The following is an 18,599-nucleotide window of genomic DNA, read 5'->3' as shown; positions in this document are numbered from 1 at the left end:
CTCCTTTTTAAAATGTGATAACGATTTAGGGAGTCTCTTAGTGATGTTTATTAAGAGACAGAAGGTTCTCTAACTTGAGCTTCTATGTTACTAGCTATAGATACAGATCTTTTTGCCATTGATATCCGCCAGTGTGATGGGAATCTCATAAAGTTGACTGAGTAGATCAGCCTGCATGATTTGATCGGTTCTTCCCTTGCTAAAGACTTGACCGTCCTTGAAGGCGATAATTTCATCCGCATACTGGCTGGCCATGTTAATATCGTGGAGAACGATGATAATGGTCTTGCCGAGTTCCTCCACCAGTCGCCGAAGAATCTGCATCATGCTGACGCTTTGTTTGATGTCGAGATTGTTGAGTGGTTCGTCCAGCAAGATAAAGTCCGTATCCTGGGCCAGTACCATAGCGATAAAGACACGTTGGAGCTGGCCGCCAGACAGACTATTGATGTAGCGGTCTTTTAAGTTGGTCAGTTCCAGATAGTCCAGAGTTTCTCGGATTTTTTCCCAGTCCTCTGGTCTCAGTCTACCTCGGCTGTAGGGAAAACGTCCAAAACTGACCAGTTCTTCAACCGTCAATTTGGCTTGGTAATTGATTTTCTGCTTTAGGATAGTCAGTTCTTGAGCCAGTTCTTGCGAATTCCAGCTCTCGATTTCACGACCTTTGATACTGAGAATTCCCTGATCCTTCTTGGTTAATCTGCTCATGATGGAGAGGAGAGTTGATTTTCCAGCACCATTTGGACCAATGAAGGCTGTCAGTTTCTGAGGACTGACTTCAAGCGAAATGTCTTGCAAAATATCCTGTTTTTGAATGGATTTGTCAATGTTTTTCAGTTTCACCGACGCGCCCTCCTGTAGAGTAAGATAAAGAATAAGAGACCCCCAACACTCTCAATAATCATGCTGATGCGAATTTCCAGAGCAAATACTCGTTCAATCAGGGCCTGCCCCAAGGTCAAACTGATAAATCCGACCAGAATAGCCACGATAAAGAGCAACTTGTGCCGATAGTCTTTGACGATTAGGTAGGTGAGATTGGCTAGCATAAAGCCGAAGAAGGCCATAGGACCTACCAAGGCAGTGGCCGTTGAGGTCAAAAGTACGATGCCGCAGAGGAGTTCTCTCTGTTCTTTTTCAACATCGAGCCCCAATATCTGAGCCGTTTCTCTTTGTAGGTGCAAGACATCCAGAATGACTGCTTTCCGAAAGAAAAAGATTGTCAAAGCAAGGATAATCAGAGAGCCGATGGCTAGGATGGAAGTGTTGAGATGTTGAAAAGAGGCAAAGAGACTGTTCTGCAGTTTATCGTATTCATTTGGATCCATCAGGACCTGAAGGAAGGTACTGATATTTCGAAAGAGACTTCCGAGGGCTAGACAGATCAGCAGGATGAAGACCAGGTCTTGTTTCATCAGTGTCTTCAAGTAGCCTTGTAAGGCAAGAAAGAAGAGGGATTGAAGTAGAAGCAAAACTAGGAATTCTAAGATAGGAGACTTGCCAAGTTGAAGAAACTTGCTTTCAAAAACCAGTAGTAGAGTTTGCAGTAGGACGTAGAAGGATTCGATTCCTAAAATACTAGGCGTCAGGAAGCGATTTTCCGTCAGGGTTTGAAAACTAATGGTTGAAATCCCAGTCGCGATGGCTACCAAGAGATAAACGATGATCTTTTGGGAACGCAGATTCCAAGCGAAGGTGGACAGGTGGGTGATGGGCCAAAAGTAGAGAAAGCAAGCTCCGATGGCCAGAATAATGAGAAGCCAGAAGAGTTTGGTATGTTTGCTTTTAGACTGCATCTTTTCGTCCCCCTCTCCATAGAAGTAGGATAAAGACGAGGCTACCAATGATTCCTAGCAAGAGACTGACAGATAACTCATAGGGCCGAATCAGAACTCGGGATAGGATGTCGCAGGCCAGAACTAGATTGGCACCGACTAGTGCGACCATGAGTTTGGTCTGGCTTAGATTATCTCCATAGCGCTTGCGAACAAGATTTGGAACGATGACCCCGAGAAATGGCAAGCCACCCACGGTAATCATGGTGACACTTGTCGTTAGCGCCACCAGAAAGAGGGCCAGTTTTTCAAGTAGGGAGTATGAAATCCCCAAACTCTCGCTGGTTTCTTTCCCTAGATTCATGATGGTAAAAGTTTGGGATAATTTCCAAACGGCTATCAGGATAATGAGGCCTAAGAAAAGCCATTCATACTGATGGGTCTGAATCATGGAGAAGGAGCCCTGGGTCCAGGCAGTCATACTCTGAACCAGATTGAAACGATAGGCGACAACTTCTGTCACAGAACCGATAATTCCACTATAGATGATCCCAATCAGAGGCAACATCCACCTTTCCTTTATAGTAAAAATGGTCATAAAGGCTAGGAAGAAGAGGGTGAATACGATGGATGAAACAAAAGCGAAGAGCATCTTTTGGGTCAGGCTAGCCGACGGAAAGACAAAGAGGCTCAATACCATTCCTAGTTTGGCAGCTTCAGTGGTTCCAACTGTACTCGGAGCAGCAAACTGATTTTGAGTGATAGTCTGCATGAGAAGTCCTGCCATACTCATACTAGAGGCCGTCAGGAGAATACTGATGGTTCTTGGGAGACGGGACTCTTGAAAGAGAAGCCAAGTTTCATGATCCAGAGAAAAGAGTTTTCCCCATGAAAAATCACTGGTCCCAATGCTAATAGAGAGAAAGACTAGGAGTAGAAGTAAGCCAATTAAATAATGAGAAAGTTTCATACCCCATCCTTTTATGTAGATTTGGTATCGAAAGATACCTGCGGATATTACTGTAACACGATTTCTTTAATCTGTCAATAAATTTTCTGACAATTTAATGAATAAAACAAGGAGAGAGCGCCAAGGCTTTCTCCTTTGTTATCCTATTCCAAAATGTTTTTGCCTTCTTTAACACGCCAATGATAATCTGATAAAATAATATCTTCGAGGGAGTAGCTAGCCTTCCAATCAAGATATTTTTTAGCTTTTGATGCGTCTGCTAGGACGCTAGCTGGGTCACCAGCACGGCGAGCAACAATTTCGTGTGGTATTTTTTGATTCAGTAATTCTTCAGCAGTTTTAAAGATTTCTTTGACGGTATAGCCTTTTTCAGTTCCTAAGTTAAAGATTTGAGAAGAACTGTCTTCTTGAAAGAGGTAGTTCATTCCTTTAACATGAGCCTGTGCAAGATCCAAGACATGAATGTAATCTCGAATACATGAACCATCACGTGTATCGTAGTCATCTCCAAATATTTTCAGGCTATCATTTTGTCCCAATGCGGCCTTGTTGATATTGGGAATGATGTGAGTTGGATTTTTCACACGCAGGCCGTTTGAAGCATCCATTTCAGCCCCAGCTACATTAAAGTAACGGAAAATGACATATTTCCAATCGTAGCGATTGGCCATCCAGTAAATCATTCGTTCACCCATCAGTTTTGTTTCTGCATAAGGGTTGACAGGGTCGAGCAGGGTATCTTCAGTTGCTGGCTTGTCAATACAGTTATTACCATAGAGGGAAGCAGTCGAAGAGAACATGATTTTTTGAATGCCAACTTCAGATAAGACTTTGAGAACTTGGTTCATACCAGCAACATTGGCAGTGAAGTATTTGCTTGGATTTTCAATACTTTCGCTCACAACAATCTCACCCGCACAATGAAGAACAGCATCAATCTGATTTTCTTCTAAGTAAGCCTTTAAGGCGCTAGCATCATAAACATCCAGTTGTTTAAAGCTAGCACGACTATCTACAGCTGAACGATTTCCTGTAGAGAGATTATCTAGAACATGTACCTGATAGCCAGCATTTAAAAGAGCTTTAACGGTATGGGAGCCAATGTAGCCAGCTCCACCTGTAACAAGAATTGTTTTGGTCATGATTTTTTCCTTTTCCTAGTTTTGTACTATTTTAAAGAAATAAGAAGACAAAGTCAACTATTTTCTGCAAATTTCATGAAAAACTGAACAAATATAGCATTGAATTGTTTTGTGTTTGGGAATTAATAGTTTGGTTGGTCTTGGAATAGTTCTTAGATTTCACCTCACATGCAAGAAAATACAAGCTTTTCTAAGATACAGTAAGACTAAGATACTAATTTAGAAATCCACCTTCCCGCTATCCTTCTCCTATAAAAAGTGGTAAAATGGATGAAAGAAAGAAGGAACTGAAATGACAACATTATTTTCAAAAATCAAAGAAGTAACAGAACTTGCTGCGATCTCAGGTCATGAAGCACCTGTCCGTGCTTATCTTCGTGAAAAGTTGACACCGCACGTGGATGAAGTGGTGACAGATGGCTTGGGTGGTATTTTTGGTATCAAGCATTCAGAAGCTACGGATGCGCCTCGCGTCTTGGTCGCTTCTCACATGGATGAAGTTGGTTTTATGGTCAGCGAGATTAAGCCAGATGGCACCTTCCGTGTGGTTGAAATTGGTGGTTGGAATCCTATGGTAGTCAGCAGCCAACGTTTCAAACTCCTGACTCGTGACGGTCGTGAAATTCCTGTGATTTCGGGTTCTGTCCCTCCACATTTGACTCGTGGAAAGGGTGGACCAACCATGCCAGCCATTGCAGATATCGTCTTTGATGGTGGCTTTGTGGATCAAGCTGAGGCAGAAAGCTTTGGCATCCGTCCTGGCGACACCATCGTACCAGATAGCTCTGCAATCTTGACGGTCAATGAAAAAAATATCATCTCAAAAGCTTGGGACAACCGCTACGGTGTTCTTATGGTAAGTGAGCTAGCTGAAGCCTTGTCAGGTCAAAAACTTGGCAATGAACTCTATCTTGGCTCGAACGTCCAAGAAGAAGTTGGTCTCCGTGGTGCTCATACATCTACAACCAAGTTTGATCCAGAAGTCTTCCTAGCAGTTGATTGCTCCCCAGCAGGTGATGTTTATGGAGGTCAAGGCAAGATTGGAGATGGAACCCTGATTCGTTTCTACGACCCAGGTCACTTGCTTCTCCCAGGTATGAAGGATTTCCTTTTGACAACGGCTGAAGAAGCTGGAATCAAGTACCAATACTACTGTGGTAAAGGCGGAACAGACGCTGGCGCAGCTCATTTGAAAAATGGTGGTGTCCCATCAACAACAATCGGTGTTTGCGCTCGTTATATCCATTCTCACCAAACCCTTTACGCTATGGATGACTTCCTAGAAGCGCAAGCTTTCTTACAAGCCTTGGTGAAAAAATTGGATCGTTCAACGGTTGATTTGATTAAACATTATTAAACCATAAGGGAGGTGGTAGGGATGGTAGAACCAAACCTAGAAAGCCTTGTAAAAGATCTTTACAATCATGCTCGACATGATTTGAGTGAAGATTTAGTTGTTGCTCTCCTAGAGACTGCTAAAAAACTGCCTACTACAAATGAGCAATTGCTGGCAGTCCGTCTCTCAGGCCTGGTCAATCGTGAATTGCTCAAGAATCCTAGACATCCGGCACCTGAGTTGCTCAACTTGGCTCGCTTTATCAAGAGAGAAGAAACCAAGTACAGAGGAACCGCAGCTTCTGCGCTTATGTATGGGGAGATTTTTAAAATGCTTTGATTCCATTGTGAATCAAAGCATTTTTCTATATAGTAGAAAAGAAATTCTTACTTAGGAAAAAGCGAAAAGCCATCCCATTCAGGATAGCTTCTTGGTTCTTAGATTTGTTCTGCAAAAACCTTTTCGGCAAGGTTCATAGCGTGGTCTGATACACGAGTGTAGTGTGAGATGATATCGATAAAGTTGACCCCAGCTTGTGTTGAACATTCGCCTTTGTTGAGGCGTTTGATGTGGGTTTTTCTGAGAACACGTTCTATGTTATTGATTGCTTCATGGCGTTCTACAAGACTGCGTGCTTTTTCAATATCATTGTTTTCCACACTATCCAGAGCATCTTTGATAAAGTCACTAGTTTGACGATAAACTTCCTCTAATTCTTTCAAGGCGGCATCAGAAAATTCAACATTTTTCCGTTGAAGATAGTCAGTCAGATTGAGTAGAGCCTCCGCGTGGTCTCCAATCCTTTCCAAATCACGGGAGGAATCAAGGATATTGGTGAGCACTTCGCTTTCTTTTTGACTGAGAGCTTCGCTTGAAAGGGCAATGAGATAACGTGTTAATTGCTCATCGATGGTGTTAATGGCTTCTTCGGTTTTATGCCCTTTTTCAGCAATTTTTTCATCCAAGTCAATGATATACTTATAGGAAAGGTCAAAGGCTTTAGCAGCGTAGTTTCCTAAGTGCAAGAGCTCTTTCTTAGCATTTCCGAGAGCGATAGATGGGGCTTGTTTGATGAAATGTTCATCAAGATATAAGGGTTCGTATTTGACAACCTCGTCCTCTCCAGGAATAATCTTGGTTACAAAGTAAGCCAGAGCTCCGATAAATGGAAATTGAACAATGGTGTTGGTAATATTAAAGGTTCCGTGAGCAAAGGCGATGGTCATTTCTGGTGCTAGATTTAGCGTAGATTCAAACCATTGAATCAAGCCAGTGAAAGGTACAAGGAAGACAATACAGATAACCGTACCAATCACGTTAAAGGCGACATGGGCACCAGCAACACGTTTGGCAGCGATATTGGCTCCAAGAGAAGCAATAATAGCTGTAATGGTCGTTCCGATATTGTCACCAAATAGAACTGGCAAAGCTCCTTGCAGGTCAATCAGATTGCTGGCGTAGAGGTTTTGTAAAATCCCGATGGTAGCCGAGGAAGCTTGAATTAGCAAGGTCAAGCCGGTACCGACAAAGACACCCAAAACAGGATTCTTACTTAGCTCAATCATATAGTCTTTAAAGACCTGTAAATCTTTGAGTGGAGCCATTGCACCGTTCATGAGATTGAGGGCGAAAAAGATACCACCGACACCAAAGAGGATGCGTCCGATATTATTGACTGTCCGATTTTTTGTAAAGAAGAGGCAGACAGCACCGATAAAGAGCATAGGCAGGGCATAGTCACCTAGTTTAAACCCAATAAGAAAGGATGTGACTGTTGTCCCAATATTAGCCCCCATGACAATTCCGATAGCCTGACGTAAGGTTAGGAGACCGGCACTGACTAGGCCGACTGTGATAACTGTTACACCAGAACTAGACTGAATTAGAGCAGTCATCCCAATACCAACCAGAACTCCAAAGAAAGGATTGCTAGTATATTTGTCAATGTAAAAACGAAGGCGATCTCCAGCAGCTTGTTGCAAACCGTCCCCCATGGTCTTGATACTATATAAGAATAGTCCCAGACCACCTAAAAAGTGAAATAAAATTTCCTGCCAATTAATGGACATTTCTTTTTCCTCCGAAAAATAATCGCGGAATATCTCCTATTCTATTTTAAAGGATAAAAGTAAATCTAACAAGTGTTAAGCTAAGATTTTAGAAAGAAAATTCGGTAGAAAAAGCAAAAATAATAGACTCTAGCATGTCACAAAGATTAAATATCGAAAAATCTTGTGAAATCTTTCCTTATATTTCCAAAGTGTGATATAATAGTTTCGAATAAAATAAATAAAGGGGTTTTTGTAACATGGCAAAACTTACTGTTAAAGACGTTGACTTGAAAGGTAAAAAAGTCCTCGTTCGTGTTGACTTCAACGTACCATTGAAAGATGGTGTAATCACTAACGACAACCGTATCACAGCAGCTCTTCCAACTATTAAGTACATCATCGAACAAGGTGGACGTGCAATTCTTTTCTCTCACCTTGGACGTGTGAAAGAAGAAGCTGATAAAGCTGGTAAATCACTTGCTCCTGTAGCAGCAGACTTGGCAGCAAAACTTGGTCAAGATGTTGTGTTCCCTGGTGTCACTCGTGGTGCTGAATTGGAAGCGGCAATCAACGCTCTTGAAGATGGACAAGTTCTATTGGTTGAAAACACTCGTTACGAAGATGTTGACGGCAAAAAAGAATCTAAAAACGATCCTGAACTTGGTAAATACTGGGCATCGCTTGGAGATGGTATCTTCGTAAACGATGCATTCGGTACAGCTCACCGTGCACACGCATCTAACGTTGGTATCTCAGCAAACGTTGAAAAAGCAGTTGCTGGTTTCCTTCTTGAAAACGAAATTGCCTACATCCAAGAAGCAGTTGAAACTCCAGAACGTCCATTCGTAGCCATCCTTGGTGGTTCAAAAGTTTCAGACAAGATTGGTGTTATCGAAAACTTGCTTGAAAAAGCTGATAAAGTCCTTATCGGTGGTGGTATGACTTACACATTCTACAAAGCACAAGGTATCGAAATCGGTAACTCACTTGTAGAAGAAGACAAATTGGATGTTGCGAAAGCTCTTCTTGAAAAAGCAAACGGTAAATTGATCTTGCCAGTTGACTCAAAAGAAGCTAACGCATTTGCTGGTTACACTGAAGTGCGTGACACTGAAGGTGAAGCAGTTTCTGAAGGCTTCCTTGGTCTTGACATCGGTCCAAAATCTATCGCTAAATTTGACGAAGCTTTGACTGGTGCCAAAACAGTTGTATGGAATGGACCTATGGGTGTATTTGAAAACCCAGACTTCCAAGCTGGTACAATCGGTGTGATGGACGCTATCGTGAAACAACCAGGAGTTAAATCAATCATCGGTGGTGGTGACTCAGCTGCTGCAGCGATCAACCTTGGACGTGCAGATAAATTCTCATGGATCTCTACTGGTGGTGGAGCATCAATGGAACTTCTCGAAGGTAAAGTTCTTCCAGGACTTGCAGCCTTGACAGAAAAATAAGATTTTATAAATGAATCAAAGAAGAGAGGGATGAAGATTCCTCTTTTCTTTTACTCAAAATAAAAACGCTTCCTCACAACTATTCCTCATAAAATTACCCAAATTATGATAAAATGGAAATAGAAAGTTTAGATTATGAGTTATTTTAAAAAATATAAATTCGATAAATCCCAGTTCAAACTTGGTATGCGAACCTTTAAAACAGGTATTGCTGTTTTTCTAGTTCTCTTGATTTTTGGCTTTTTTGGTTGGAAAGGTCTTCAAATTGGTGCTTTGACAGCCGTTTTTAGCCTGAGGGAGAGTTTTGATAAGAGTGTCCATTTTGGGACTTCGCGTATTCTTGGAAATAGTATCGGTGGCCTCTATGCCCTGGTCTTCTTCTTATTAAATACCTTTTTCCACGAAGCCTTTTGGGTGACCTTGGTAGTTGTTCCAATCTGCACCATGTTAACCATTATGACAAATGTAGCCATGAATAACAAAGCAGGTGTCATAGGTGGTGTAGCAGCTATGTTAATCATTACCTTATCGATTCCGAGTGGTGAAACGATTTTGTACGTGTTTGCGCGTGTATCAGAAACGTTCATGGGAGTTTTTGTCGCAATTCTCGTAAATTACGATATTGATCGTATTCGGCTCTTTTTAGAGAAAAAAGAAAAATAATGTTACATTTTATAACATTATCAATTGACGTTTGTCTTTTTTTAGACTATAATAGACAGAAAGAAGGAAATTGTAAATGAAGGAAAAAGAATTTCGCCGAAATATGGCTGTTTTTCCTATCGGCAGTGTTATGAAGTTGACCGATCTATCGGCGCGTCAGATTCGTTATTATGAAGATCAAGAGTTGATCAAACCTGATCGAAACGAAGGAAACCGTCGCATGTATTCCTTGAATGACATGGATCGTCTGCTTGAAATCAAAGATTATATCTCTGAAGGTTATAATATCGCTGCCATTAAGAAAAAATATGCTGAACGTGAAGCGAAATCCAAGAAAGCGGTGAGTCAGACTGAGGTGCGCCGTGCACTTCACAATGAACTCCTCCAACAGGGTCGCTTTGCTTCAGTACAGTCACCTTTTGGTCGCGGTTAGGCAACCGCAAGTAGTCATACATTAAGGAGAAAACTCATGCCAATCACAGCTGCAGATATTCGTCGTGAAGTCAAGGAAAAAAATGTTACCTTTATCCGTCTCATGTTCTCAGATATTTTAGGAACCATGAAAAACGTCGAAATTCCTGCTACAGATGAACAGTTAGATAAGGTCTTGTCAAATAAGGCTATGTTTGATGGATCTTCTATCGAAGGTTTTGTACGTATCAATGAGTCAGATATGTACTTGTACCCTGACTTGGATACATGGACAGTCTTCCCTTGGGGAGATGAAAATGGAAGTGTTGCAGGTTTGATCTGTGATGTCTATACAACAGAAGGTGAACCATTTGCAGGGGACCCTCGTGGCAATTTGAAACGTGCTCTTCGTCACATGGAAGAAGTAGGATTCAAGTCCTTCAACCTTGGACCAGAGCCAGAATTCTTCCTATTTAAGTTGGATGAAAATGGAGATCCAACACTTGAAGTGAATGACAAGGGTGGCTACTTTGATTTGGCGCCTACTGACCTTGCGGACAATACACGTCGTGAGATTGTAAATGTCTTGACCAAAATGGGATTTGAAGTAGAAGCCAGTCACCACGAGGTTGCTGTTGGACAGCATGAGATTGACTTTAAGTATGATGAAGTCCTCCGTGCTTGTGATAAGATTCAAATCTTTAAGCTCGTTGTTAAAACCATTGCTCGCAAACACGGACTTTACGCAACCTTTATGGCAAAACCAAAATTTGGTATTGCCGGATCAGGTATGCACTGTAATATGTCCTTGTTTGATGCAGAAGGAAACAATGCCTTCTTTGATCCAAATGATCCAAAAGGAATGCAGTTGTCAGAAACGGCCTACCATTTCCTTGGTGGTTTGATCAAACATGCCTACAACTATACTGCCATCATGAACCCAACGGTTAACTCATACAAACGTTTGGTTCCAGGTTATGAAGCGCCGGTTTACATTGCTTGGGCTGGTCGTAACCGTTCGCCACTTGTGCGCGTGCCTGCTTCACGTGGTATGGGAACTCGTCTTGAGTTGCGTTCAGTGGATCCGATGGCAAACCCATATATCGCGATGGCTGTGCTGTTGGAAGTTGGTTTGCATGGTATTGAAAATAAAATTGAAGCACCAGCTCCTATCGAAGAAAATATCTACATCATGACAGCAGAAGAGCGTAAGGAAGCTGGTATTACAGACCTTCCATCAACTCTTCACAACGCTTTGAAAGCTCTGACTGAAGATGAAGTTGTCAGAGCAGCTCTTGGAGAACATATCTATACTAGTTTCCTTGAAGCTAAACGAATTGAATGGGCAAGTTATGCAACCTTCGTTTCACAATGGGAAATTGATAACTATTTAGATCTTTACTAATATAGAAGAAAGATTGCCTGTGGGTGATCTTTTTTCTTGTGTTTTATATCGAGGTGTGATATATTTTATATAACGAAGTGCGATGTATCGAACTGGATAGGAGGTAGCTATAAATGGAATTAACGGATAAGATTCGTCGAGTTTATCTTCCCATGACGGAAACGGGTTTTTATATCTTGTTCTGTCTGCAAAAGGAGAACCATGGCTATGGTATTACCCAAAAAGTTAAAGAAATGACAGATTCACAGGTTTTTATTAGTCCTGGAACTATGTATGGAACCTTGTCAAAAATGGAAAAGGATGGTTTGATTTCCTTTGTCCGAGAAGAGGAAAAACGGAAAATCTACCAGATTACAGACTTGGGGCGTAAAGTCTTAGATATTGAATTGAAACGTATTGAACGGCTCTATAGAAACAGTCGGGAGGAAGGATGATGGAAAAGAAAATTGTTAATCGAATTTTTACCATTGCGGATTATGATAGAGAGGTTTTATATCTTAGAAAAATGCATGCTGAGGGCTGGAAACTTAAGGAAGTAAGCTACTCTAACTTAGTAGTTGCGGTTAAGTATACTTTTGAAAAGTGCCAACCGGAGCAAGTGTCTTATCAGTTGGACCTTTATCCCATGAAAAAATCAGAGAGAGCCTCCTATTTACAACTATTTAAAGACTGTGGCTGGGAGCATATTACAGACTTTAATGGTTTTTCCTACTTTAGAAAGCTTCATTCTGGAATTGAGTCGGATGCAGAGTTTGAAATTTATAATGATGCGGCCGGCAAGTTAGCTATGGTCAAACGTATTTTAACAATGCGGATGATTCCTATTTTGCTTCTCTTTTTGCTTATCTTTTCGGCTCTACTACCGGTTTTCTCACAGTTTGTCAGTGGAGCTAGTTCTTTCAGTTGGGACATGTTTTTGATTGTCTTAATAGATTTTGTTTTATTGATAATTCATGCGATTCAGATTTCTTATATTCTTTGGAGATTGAGTCAAAAGTGGAAAGAATTATCTGATAAATAAAAGCATGTATGTTTGCTAATTTGGAGGTCAGACAATGAATAGTAAAGTACAATTTAAGATTTTTACGATTCTTGATGAGAACAAGAAAGAAGAATATTTACATGAGATGCATTTAAAAGGTTGGAGGTATAGAACTAGTCGTTTTGGTTTTTTCTATTTTGAAGAGTGTCAACCAGACGATATCATCTACCGTATCTATGATTCTAGATTTCTTAAAAAATATAAGCATGAACTGCAAGATTTTAGAAATAGAGGTTGGGAATTGATAGGAGCAGGTTCTTGTTCGATTCTTCGTAAATCGTCTTCTGATTTACTTCCAGAGGATCAAGTCTATATGAGTAAGGGGCTTAGATGGGAAGTTATGCGATATAGACTTCGTTCGTGTACAGCTGTTTTCTTAGGTGGTCTTGTTGCTTGTTTGGTTCTATATCGAGAAACCCTTTCTCAATCCTTCTTTGTAATCTTTGTCTTATATGTTCTTATGTTTTCTTACCTAATCTATGGTTATTTCAGATTAAAAAGGAAATATCAAGTAGGTGGATAGTAAAGTTCTAGGTCTTTAGACTGATTTTTAGCACTCTTGACAAAAGAGTGCTAATTTTTTGAGTTTTTGTCTTGACATTCTCTTTTAAGGGTGTATAATAGAATCATGAGTTAGCACTTGAGTGTATCGAGTGCTAATTGATCAGACAGAGAGGAGTGATGAGATGGTTACAGAGCGTCAGCAGGATATTTTAAATCTGATTATTGACATCTTTACCAAAACGCACGAACCTGTCGGATCCAAAGCCTTGCAAGAGTCTATTAACTCTAGCAGTGCAACCATTCGTAATGATATGGCAGCTCTAGAAAAGCAAGGTTTGCTTGAAAAGGCTCATACTTCAAGTGGTCGGATGCCAAGTATTGCTGGTTTTCAGTACTATGTGAAACACTCACTGGATTTTGACCGATTGGCTGAAAATGAGGTTTATGAGATTGTCAAAGCCTTTGATCAGGAATTCTTCAAATTGGAGGATATTCTGCAAGAGGCTGCTAATCTACTGACAGACTTGAGTGGCTGTACGGTAGTAGCACTGGATGTTGAGCCGAGCAGGCAACGTTTGACAGCCTTTGATATCGTTGTTTTGGGGCAACATACAGCCTTGGCAGTATTTACCCTAGACGAGTCTCGAACGGTTACCAGTCAGTTTCTGATTCCAAGGAACTTCTTGCAGGAAGATTTGCTGAAACTGAAGGCAATCATTCAGGAACGTTTCCTCGGCCACACCGTTCTAGATATTCACTACAAGATTCGGACGGAGATTCCGCAGATTATCCAGCGTTACTTCACAACAACGGATAATGTGATTGATCTCTTTGAACACATTTTTAAGGAAATGTTCAATGAAAATATTGTGGTGGCGGGCAAGGTCAATCTCTTGAATTTTGCCAATCTGGAAGCTTATCAGTTCTTTGACCAACCGCAAAAGGTGGCTCTGGAGATTCGTGAGGGGCTGCGTGAAGATCAGATGCAAAACGTCCGTGTTGCAGACAGTCAAGAATCCTGTCTAGCTGACCTAGCGGTGATTAGTAGCAAGTTCCTCATTCCTTATCGGGGAGTTGGAATTCTAGCCATTATCGGCCCCGTCAATCTGGATTACCAGCAGCTAATCAACCAAGTCAATGTGGTCAACCGTGTTTTGACCATGAAGTTGACAGATTTTTACCGCTACCTCAGCAGTAATCATTACGAAGTACATTAAGATTGAAATCATTAAAGGAGGCGAAAATGGTCCAAGATATAAAAAATGAAGAAGTAGAAGAAGTCCAAGAAGAGGAAGTTGTGGAAACAACTGAAGAAACGACTCCTGAGAAATCTGAGTTGGACTTGGCAAATGAACGTGCAGATGAGTTCGAGAACAAATACCTTCGTGCTCATGCAGAAATGCAAAATATCCAACGCCGTGCCAATGAAGAGCGTCAAAATTTGCAACGTTATCGTAGCCAAGACTTGGCAAAAGCAATCTTACCATCGCTCGACAACCTTGAGCGCGCACTTGCAGTTGAAGGTTTGACAGACGACGTTAAAAAAGGATTGGAGATGGTGCAAGAAAGCTTGATTCACGCTTTGAAAGAAGAAGGAATCGAAGAAATCGCAGCTGACGGCGAATTTGACCATAACTACCATATGGCTATCCAAACTCTCCCAGCAGACGATGAACACCCAGCAGATACCATCGCCCAAGTATTCCAAAAAGGCTACAAACTCCATGACCGTATCCTACGCCCAGCCATGGTGGTGGTTTATAATTAGGATACAAAGCCCGTAAAAAGCTCACAGTAAAAATAGGAGATTGACGAAGTGTTCGATGAACACAAGAAAATCTATCTTTTTTACTCAGAGCTTAGGGCGTGTTCGATTAGGCAATTCTGACGGTAGCTAAAGCAACTCGTCAGAAAACGGCAATCGCTATGGCGTTTGCCTAGCCTCCTTACTAACTCGTCGTCGAAATAAAATCGATTTCGACTCCTCGTGTCGCAATTTACATAATAGAAAACTTGTCCGAAACGACACTAAACTATGAAGAAAGATAAAAAAGTAGTTCAGCTTTGCAATAGTGAGCGAAGCGAACCAAAGACGATACTCTTCGCCGTGGCGCTATTTGCGCAAACTTTGAGACCTTAGGCTCAAAGTTTAGTCAAAGAGATTGACGAGGTCAAGCTCTGACGGCGCCGCCACTTAAGAAGAGTGTCAAAAAGAAAAATAGAATATAAAATTTAAGGAGAAAAACACATGTCTAAAATTATCGGTATTGACTTAGGTACAACAAACTCAGCAGTTGCAGTTCTTGAAGGAACTGAAAGCAAAATCATCGCAAACCCAGAAGGAAACCGCACAACTCCATCTGTAGTATCATTTAAAAACGGCGAAATCATCGTTGGTGACGCTGCAAAACGTCAAGCAGTTACAAACCCAGATACAGTTATCTCTATCAAATCTAAGATGGGAACTTCTGAAAAAGTTTCTGCAAATGGAAAAGAATACACTCCACAAGAAATCTCAGCTATGATCCTTCAATACTTGAAAGGCTACGCTGAAGACTACCTTGGTGAAAAAGTAACCAAAGCAGTTATCACAGTTCCTGCTTACTTCAACGACGCTCAACGTCAAGCAACAAAAGACGCTGGTAAAATCGCTGGTCTTGAAGTAGAACGTATTGTCAACGAACCAACTGCAGCCGCTCTTGCTTACGGTTTGGACAAGACTGATAAAGAAGAAAAAATCTTGGTATTTGACCTTGGTGGTGGTACATTCGACGTCTCTATCCTTGAATTGGGTGACGGTGTCTTCGACGTATTGTCAACTGCAGGGGACAACAAACTTGGTGGTGACGACTTTGACCAAAAAATCATTGACCACTTGGTAGCAGAATTCAAGAAAGAAAACGGTATTAACTTGTCTACTGACAAGATGGCAATGCAACGTTTGAAAGATGCAGCTGAAAAAGCGAAGAAAGACCTTTCTGGTGTAACTTCAACTCAAATCAGCTTGCCATTTATCACTGCTGGTGAGGCTGGACCTCTTCACTTGGAAATGACCTTGACTCGTGCGAAATTTGACGATTTGACTCGTGACCTTGTAGAACGTACAAAAGTTCCAGTTCGTCAAGCACTTTCAGATGCAGGTTTGAGCTTGTCAGAAATCGACGAAGTTATCCTTGTTGGTGGTTCAACTCGTATCCCAGCCGTTGTAGAAGCTGTTAAGGCTGAAACTGGTAAAGAACCAAACAAATCAGTGAACCCTGACGAAGTAGTTGCTATGGGTGCGGCTATCCAAGGTGGTGTGATTACTGGTGATGTCAAAGACGTAGTCCTTCTTGACGTAACACCATTGTCACTTGGTATCGAAACAATGGGTGGTGTCTTCACAAAACTCATCGACCGCAACACAACTATTCCAACATCTAAATCACAAGTCTTCTCAACTGCGGCAGACAACCAACCAGCCGTTGATATCCACGTTCTTCAAGGTGAACGCCCAATGGCAGCAGATAACAAGACTCTTGGACGCTTCCAATTGACAGATATTCCAGCTGCACCTCGTGGAATTCCTCAAATCGAAGTAACATTTGACATCGACAAGAACGGTATCGTGTCTGTTAAGGCCAAAGACCTTGGAACTCAAAAAGAACAAACAATTGTTATCCAATCTAACTCAGGTTTGACTGATGAAGAAATCGACCGCATGATGAAAGATGCAGAAGCAAACGCTGAAGCAGATAAGAAACGTAAAGAAGAAGTTGACCTTCGTAACGAAGTAGACCAAGCGATCTTTGCGACTGAAAAGACAATCAAGGAAACTGAAGGCAAAGGATTCGACGCAGAACGTGACGCTGCCCAAGCTGCCCTTGATGACCTTAAGAAAGCTCAAGAAGACAACAACTTGGACGATATGAAAGCAAAACTTGAAGCATTGAATGAAAAAGCTCAAGGCCTTGCTGTTAAACTCTACGAACAAGCCGCAGCAGCCCAACAAGCTCAAGCAGGAGCAGAAGGCGCACAAGCAACAGGAAACGCAGGCGATGACGTCGTAGACGGAGAGTTTACGGAAAAATAAGATGCAAAGCCCGTTAAAACCTCACAGTGAAAATAGGAAATCTGACGCAGAAACTTTAGTTTCTAGAAAGATTTGTCTTTTTCACCAAGAGGTTAGGGAGTGCTCGATTTAGCATTACCAGTTTGATTTTTAAAACTCGAACGTCGTAATGATAGGAAGAAATCCAGAGGTTGCAACCCAGCCTCTGTTTTTCGATAAAAAGGGTCTAAACCTGATTTATTTGGGGTTTGTCTCATCAATATGAAATACAGGAATTGAACCCGACCTAAATGGTGGTTCGATTCAGAACATCAATAGAAAGGAACAAGGAGTGTTCGAGTAATTGAACACGGGTTCCCAAATTTCTTACTCAATATAACAGAAAGGAATTGAACCTGACCTAAATCGAGGTTTGATTCAAAATATCAATAGAAAGGAACAAAGGTGTTCAGGGAATTGAACACGGGCTACGGACTGTGCCAAAAAGATAGTTTTTTCTAGGACGCAAGCGTCCGTCGTCAAAACCCCTATTTTGGCTGTGTCCGTTTGACGCCCTTTGTATCTTGAATTATGAACAATACTGAATTTTATGATCGTCTGGGGGTGTCAAAAAACGCTTCGGCAGACGAAATCAAAAAGGCTTATCGTAAGCTTTCCAAAAAATACCACCCAGATATCAACAAGGAGCCTGGTGCTGAGGAAAAGTACAAGGAAGTTCAAGAAGCCTATGAGACTTTGAGTGACGATCAAAAACGTGCAGCCTATGACCAATATGGTGCTGCTGGAGCCAACGGTGGCTTTGGAGGCTTTGGTGGTGGAGCTGGCGGTTTCAATGGGGCAGGAGGCTTCGGTGGTTTTGAAGATATCTTCTCAAGTTTCTTCGGCGGAGGCGGTGCTTCACGCAATCCAAATGCTCCTCGTCAGGGGGATGACCTCCAGTATCGTGTGAATTTGACTTTTGAAGAAGCTATTTTTGGAGCTGAAAAAGAGGTTAAGTACAATCGTGAAGCAAGCTGTAGTACATGTAATGGCTCAGGTGCTAAGCCAGGAACAAGTCCAGTCACTTGTGGACGCTGTCATGGTGCTGGTGTCATTAACGTCGATACACAGACTCCGCTTGGTATGATGCGTCGCCAAGTAACCTGTGATGTCTGTCATGGTCGCGGAAAAGAAATCAAAGATCCATGTATAACCTGTCATGGAACAGGGCATGAAAAACAAGCGCATAGCGTACATGTGAAAATTCCTGCTGGTGTGGAAACAGGTCAACAAATTCGCCTAGCAGGTCAAGGTGAAGCAGGATTTAACGGTGGACCTTATGGGGACTTGTATGTAGTGGTTTCTGTGGAAGCCAGCGATAAATTTGAACGTGAAGGAACCACTATCTTCTATAATCTGAACCTTAACTTTGTCCAAGCAGCTCTTGGTGATACAGTTGATATTCCAACTGTTCACGGTGATGTTGAATTGGTTATCCCAGAGGGAACTCAGACTGGTAAGAAATTCCGTTTACGTGGTAAGGGAGCTCCGAGTCTTCGTGGTGGTGCTGTTGGTGACCAATACGTTACCGTTAATGTCGTAACACCGACAGGCTTGAACGACCGTCAAAAAGTAGCCTTGAAAGAATTCGCAGCTGCAGGTGATTTAAAAGTCAATCCAAAGAAAAAAGGCTTCTTTGACCATATTAAAGATGCCTTTGATGGAGAATAAAGTAAAAAGAGCCGATGAGCTCTTTTTGTTTATAGATTTTTTAAGACTTTCCTTAAGTAATGACGGACGGTAGCGCCCTTCTTCG

At 41.6% G+C, this 18,599-nt stretch carries 18 protein-coding genes; 13 read left to right on the top strand and 5 right to left on the bottom strand.

What is annotated here, in order from left to right:
- Positions 1-90: 90 nt before the first annotated feature.
- From HT722_RS05595 to galE, 4 genes are all read right to left on the bottom strand, one after another.
- A complete protein-coding gene (locus HT722_RS05595; RefSeq protein WP_173277989.1) occupies positions 91-843 on the bottom strand; it encodes an ATP-binding cassette domain-containing protein in 753 nt (250 codons plus the stop codon).
- Entirely contained in the window at positions 840-1,796 is a 957-nt protein-coding gene (locus HT722_RS05590; protein WP_173277987.1) for an iron chelate uptake ABC transporter family permease subunit, read from the bottom strand. Before HT722_RS05590 ends, HT722_RS05595 begins: the two co-directional genes overlap by 4 nt.
- Positions 1,786-2,745, bottom strand: coding sequence for an ABC transporter permease (locus HT722_RS05585; protein WP_173277985.1), 960 nt, complete (start codon positions 2,743-2,745; stop codon positions 1,786-1,788). The genes HT722_RS05590 and HT722_RS05585 overlap by 11 nt, the downstream gene beginning before the upstream one ends.
- Before the next feature lie 143 nt (positions 2,746-2,888).
- Positions 2,889-3,887: a UDP-glucose 4-epimerase GalE gene (gene galE / locus HT722_RS05580; RefSeq protein ID WP_173277983.1), complete on the bottom strand. Its 999-nt coding sequence runs from the start codon at positions 3,885-3,887 to the stop codon at positions 2,889-2,891.
- Positions 3,888-4,179: 292 nt separating this feature from the next.
- Here galE and pepA point away from each other — a divergent pair, with 292 nt between their 5' ends.
- Positions 4,180-5,244, top strand: coding sequence for a glutamyl aminopeptidase (gene pepA, locus HT722_RS05575; protein ID WP_173277981.1), 1,065 nt, complete (start codon positions 4,180-4,182; stop codon positions 5,242-5,244).
- A gap of 21 nt (positions 5,245-5,265) precedes the next feature.
- Positions 5,266-5,562, top strand: coding sequence for a bacteriocin immunity protein (locus HT722_RS05570; protein WP_173277979.1), 297 nt, complete (start codon positions 5,266-5,268; stop codon positions 5,560-5,562).
- A gap of 98 nt (positions 5,563-5,660) precedes the next feature.
- On the opposite strand, the gene HT722_RS05565 is transcribed toward HT722_RS05570, so the two are convergent.
- Positions 5,661-7,292, bottom strand: a complete 1,632-nt coding sequence (locus tag HT722_RS05565) for a Na/Pi cotransporter family protein (protein ID WP_173277977.1) — start codon at positions 7,290-7,292, stop codon at positions 5,661-5,663.
- Positions 7,293-7,531: 239 nt separating this feature from the next.
- On the opposite strand from HT722_RS05565, the gene HT722_RS05560 reads away from it, so the two are divergent.
- The 11 genes from HT722_RS05560 to dnaJ all read left to right on the top strand — a co-directional run bounded on the left by HT722_RS05560 (position 7,532) and on the right by dnaJ (position 18,514).
- On the top strand, positions 7,532-8,728 hold the full coding sequence (locus HT722_RS05560) for a phosphoglycerate kinase (RefSeq protein ID WP_001096743.1): 1,197 nt from the start codon (positions 7,532-7,534) through the stop codon (positions 8,726-8,728).
- 135 nt (positions 8,729-8,863) lie between these two features.
- The gene (locus HT722_RS05555) at positions 8,864-9,391 is read left to right on the top strand and encodes an aromatic acid exporter family protein (protein ID WP_000119915.1); all 528 of its coding nucleotides are present in this window, start codon (positions 8,864-8,866) and stop codon (positions 9,389-9,391) included.
- A gap of 76 nt (positions 9,392-9,467) precedes the next feature.
- Entirely contained in the window at positions 9,468-9,824 is a 357-nt protein-coding gene (gene glnR, locus HT722_RS05550; RefSeq protein ID WP_000659547.1) for a transcriptional repressor GlnR, read from the top strand.
- A gap of 36 nt (positions 9,825-9,860) precedes the next feature.
- Complete coding sequence (gene glnA, locus HT722_RS05545; RefSeq protein WP_001122886.1) at positions 9,861-11,207, top strand: type I glutamate--ammonia ligase; 1,347 nt, start codon at positions 9,861-9,863, stop codon at positions 11,205-11,207.
- Between the two features lie 113 nt (positions 11,208-11,320).
- Complete coding sequence (locus tag HT722_RS05540) at positions 11,321-11,641, top strand: PadR family transcriptional regulator (RefSeq protein ID WP_173277975.1); 321 nt, start codon at positions 11,321-11,323, stop codon at positions 11,639-11,641.
- Positions 11,641-12,228 (top strand): DUF2812 domain-containing protein, encoded by a 588-nt coding sequence (locus HT722_RS05535; RefSeq protein WP_173277973.1) that lies wholly within the window; start codon positions 11,641-11,643, stop codon positions 12,226-12,228. The genes HT722_RS05540 and HT722_RS05535 overlap by 1 nt, the downstream gene beginning before the upstream one ends.
- Before the next feature lie 34 nt (positions 12,229-12,262).
- A complete protein-coding gene (locus tag HT722_RS05530; RefSeq protein WP_173277971.1) occupies positions 12,263-12,772 on the top strand; it encodes a DUF2812 domain-containing protein in 510 nt (169 codons plus the stop codon).
- 163 nt (positions 12,773-12,935) lie between these two features.
- On the top strand, positions 12,936-13,970 hold the full coding sequence (hrcA, locus tag HT722_RS05525; protein ID WP_173277969.1) for a heat-inducible transcriptional repressor HrcA: 1,035 nt from the start codon (positions 12,936-12,938) through the stop codon (positions 13,968-13,970).
- A 26-nt stretch (positions 13,971-13,996) separates the two neighbouring features.
- Positions 13,997-14,521: a nucleotide exchange factor GrpE gene (gene grpE / locus HT722_RS05520; protein ID WP_173277967.1), complete on the top strand. Its 525-nt coding sequence runs from the start codon at positions 13,997-13,999 to the stop codon at positions 14,519-14,521.
- Positions 14,522-15,001: 480 nt separating this feature from the next.
- A complete protein-coding gene (dnaK, locus tag HT722_RS05515) occupies positions 15,002-16,825 on the top strand; it encodes a molecular chaperone DnaK (RefSeq protein WP_173277965.1) in 1,824 nt (607 codons plus the stop codon).
- Positions 16,826-17,374: 549 nt separating this feature from the next.
- The gene (gene dnaJ, locus HT722_RS05510) at positions 17,375-18,514 is read left to right on the top strand and encodes a molecular chaperone DnaJ (RefSeq protein ID WP_173277963.1); all 1,140 of its coding nucleotides are present in this window, start codon (positions 17,375-17,377) and stop codon (positions 18,512-18,514) included.
- Positions 18,515-18,599 lie beyond the last annotated feature (85 nt).

The sequence above is a fragment of the Streptococcus sp. 53 genome (assembly GCF_013276565.1).
Lineage (GTDB): Bacteria > Bacillota > Bacilli > Lactobacillales > Streptococcaceae > Streptococcus.
Note: the sequence above shows the minus strand (reverse complement) of the source record. Positions and strands in the feature narration are given on the sequence as shown.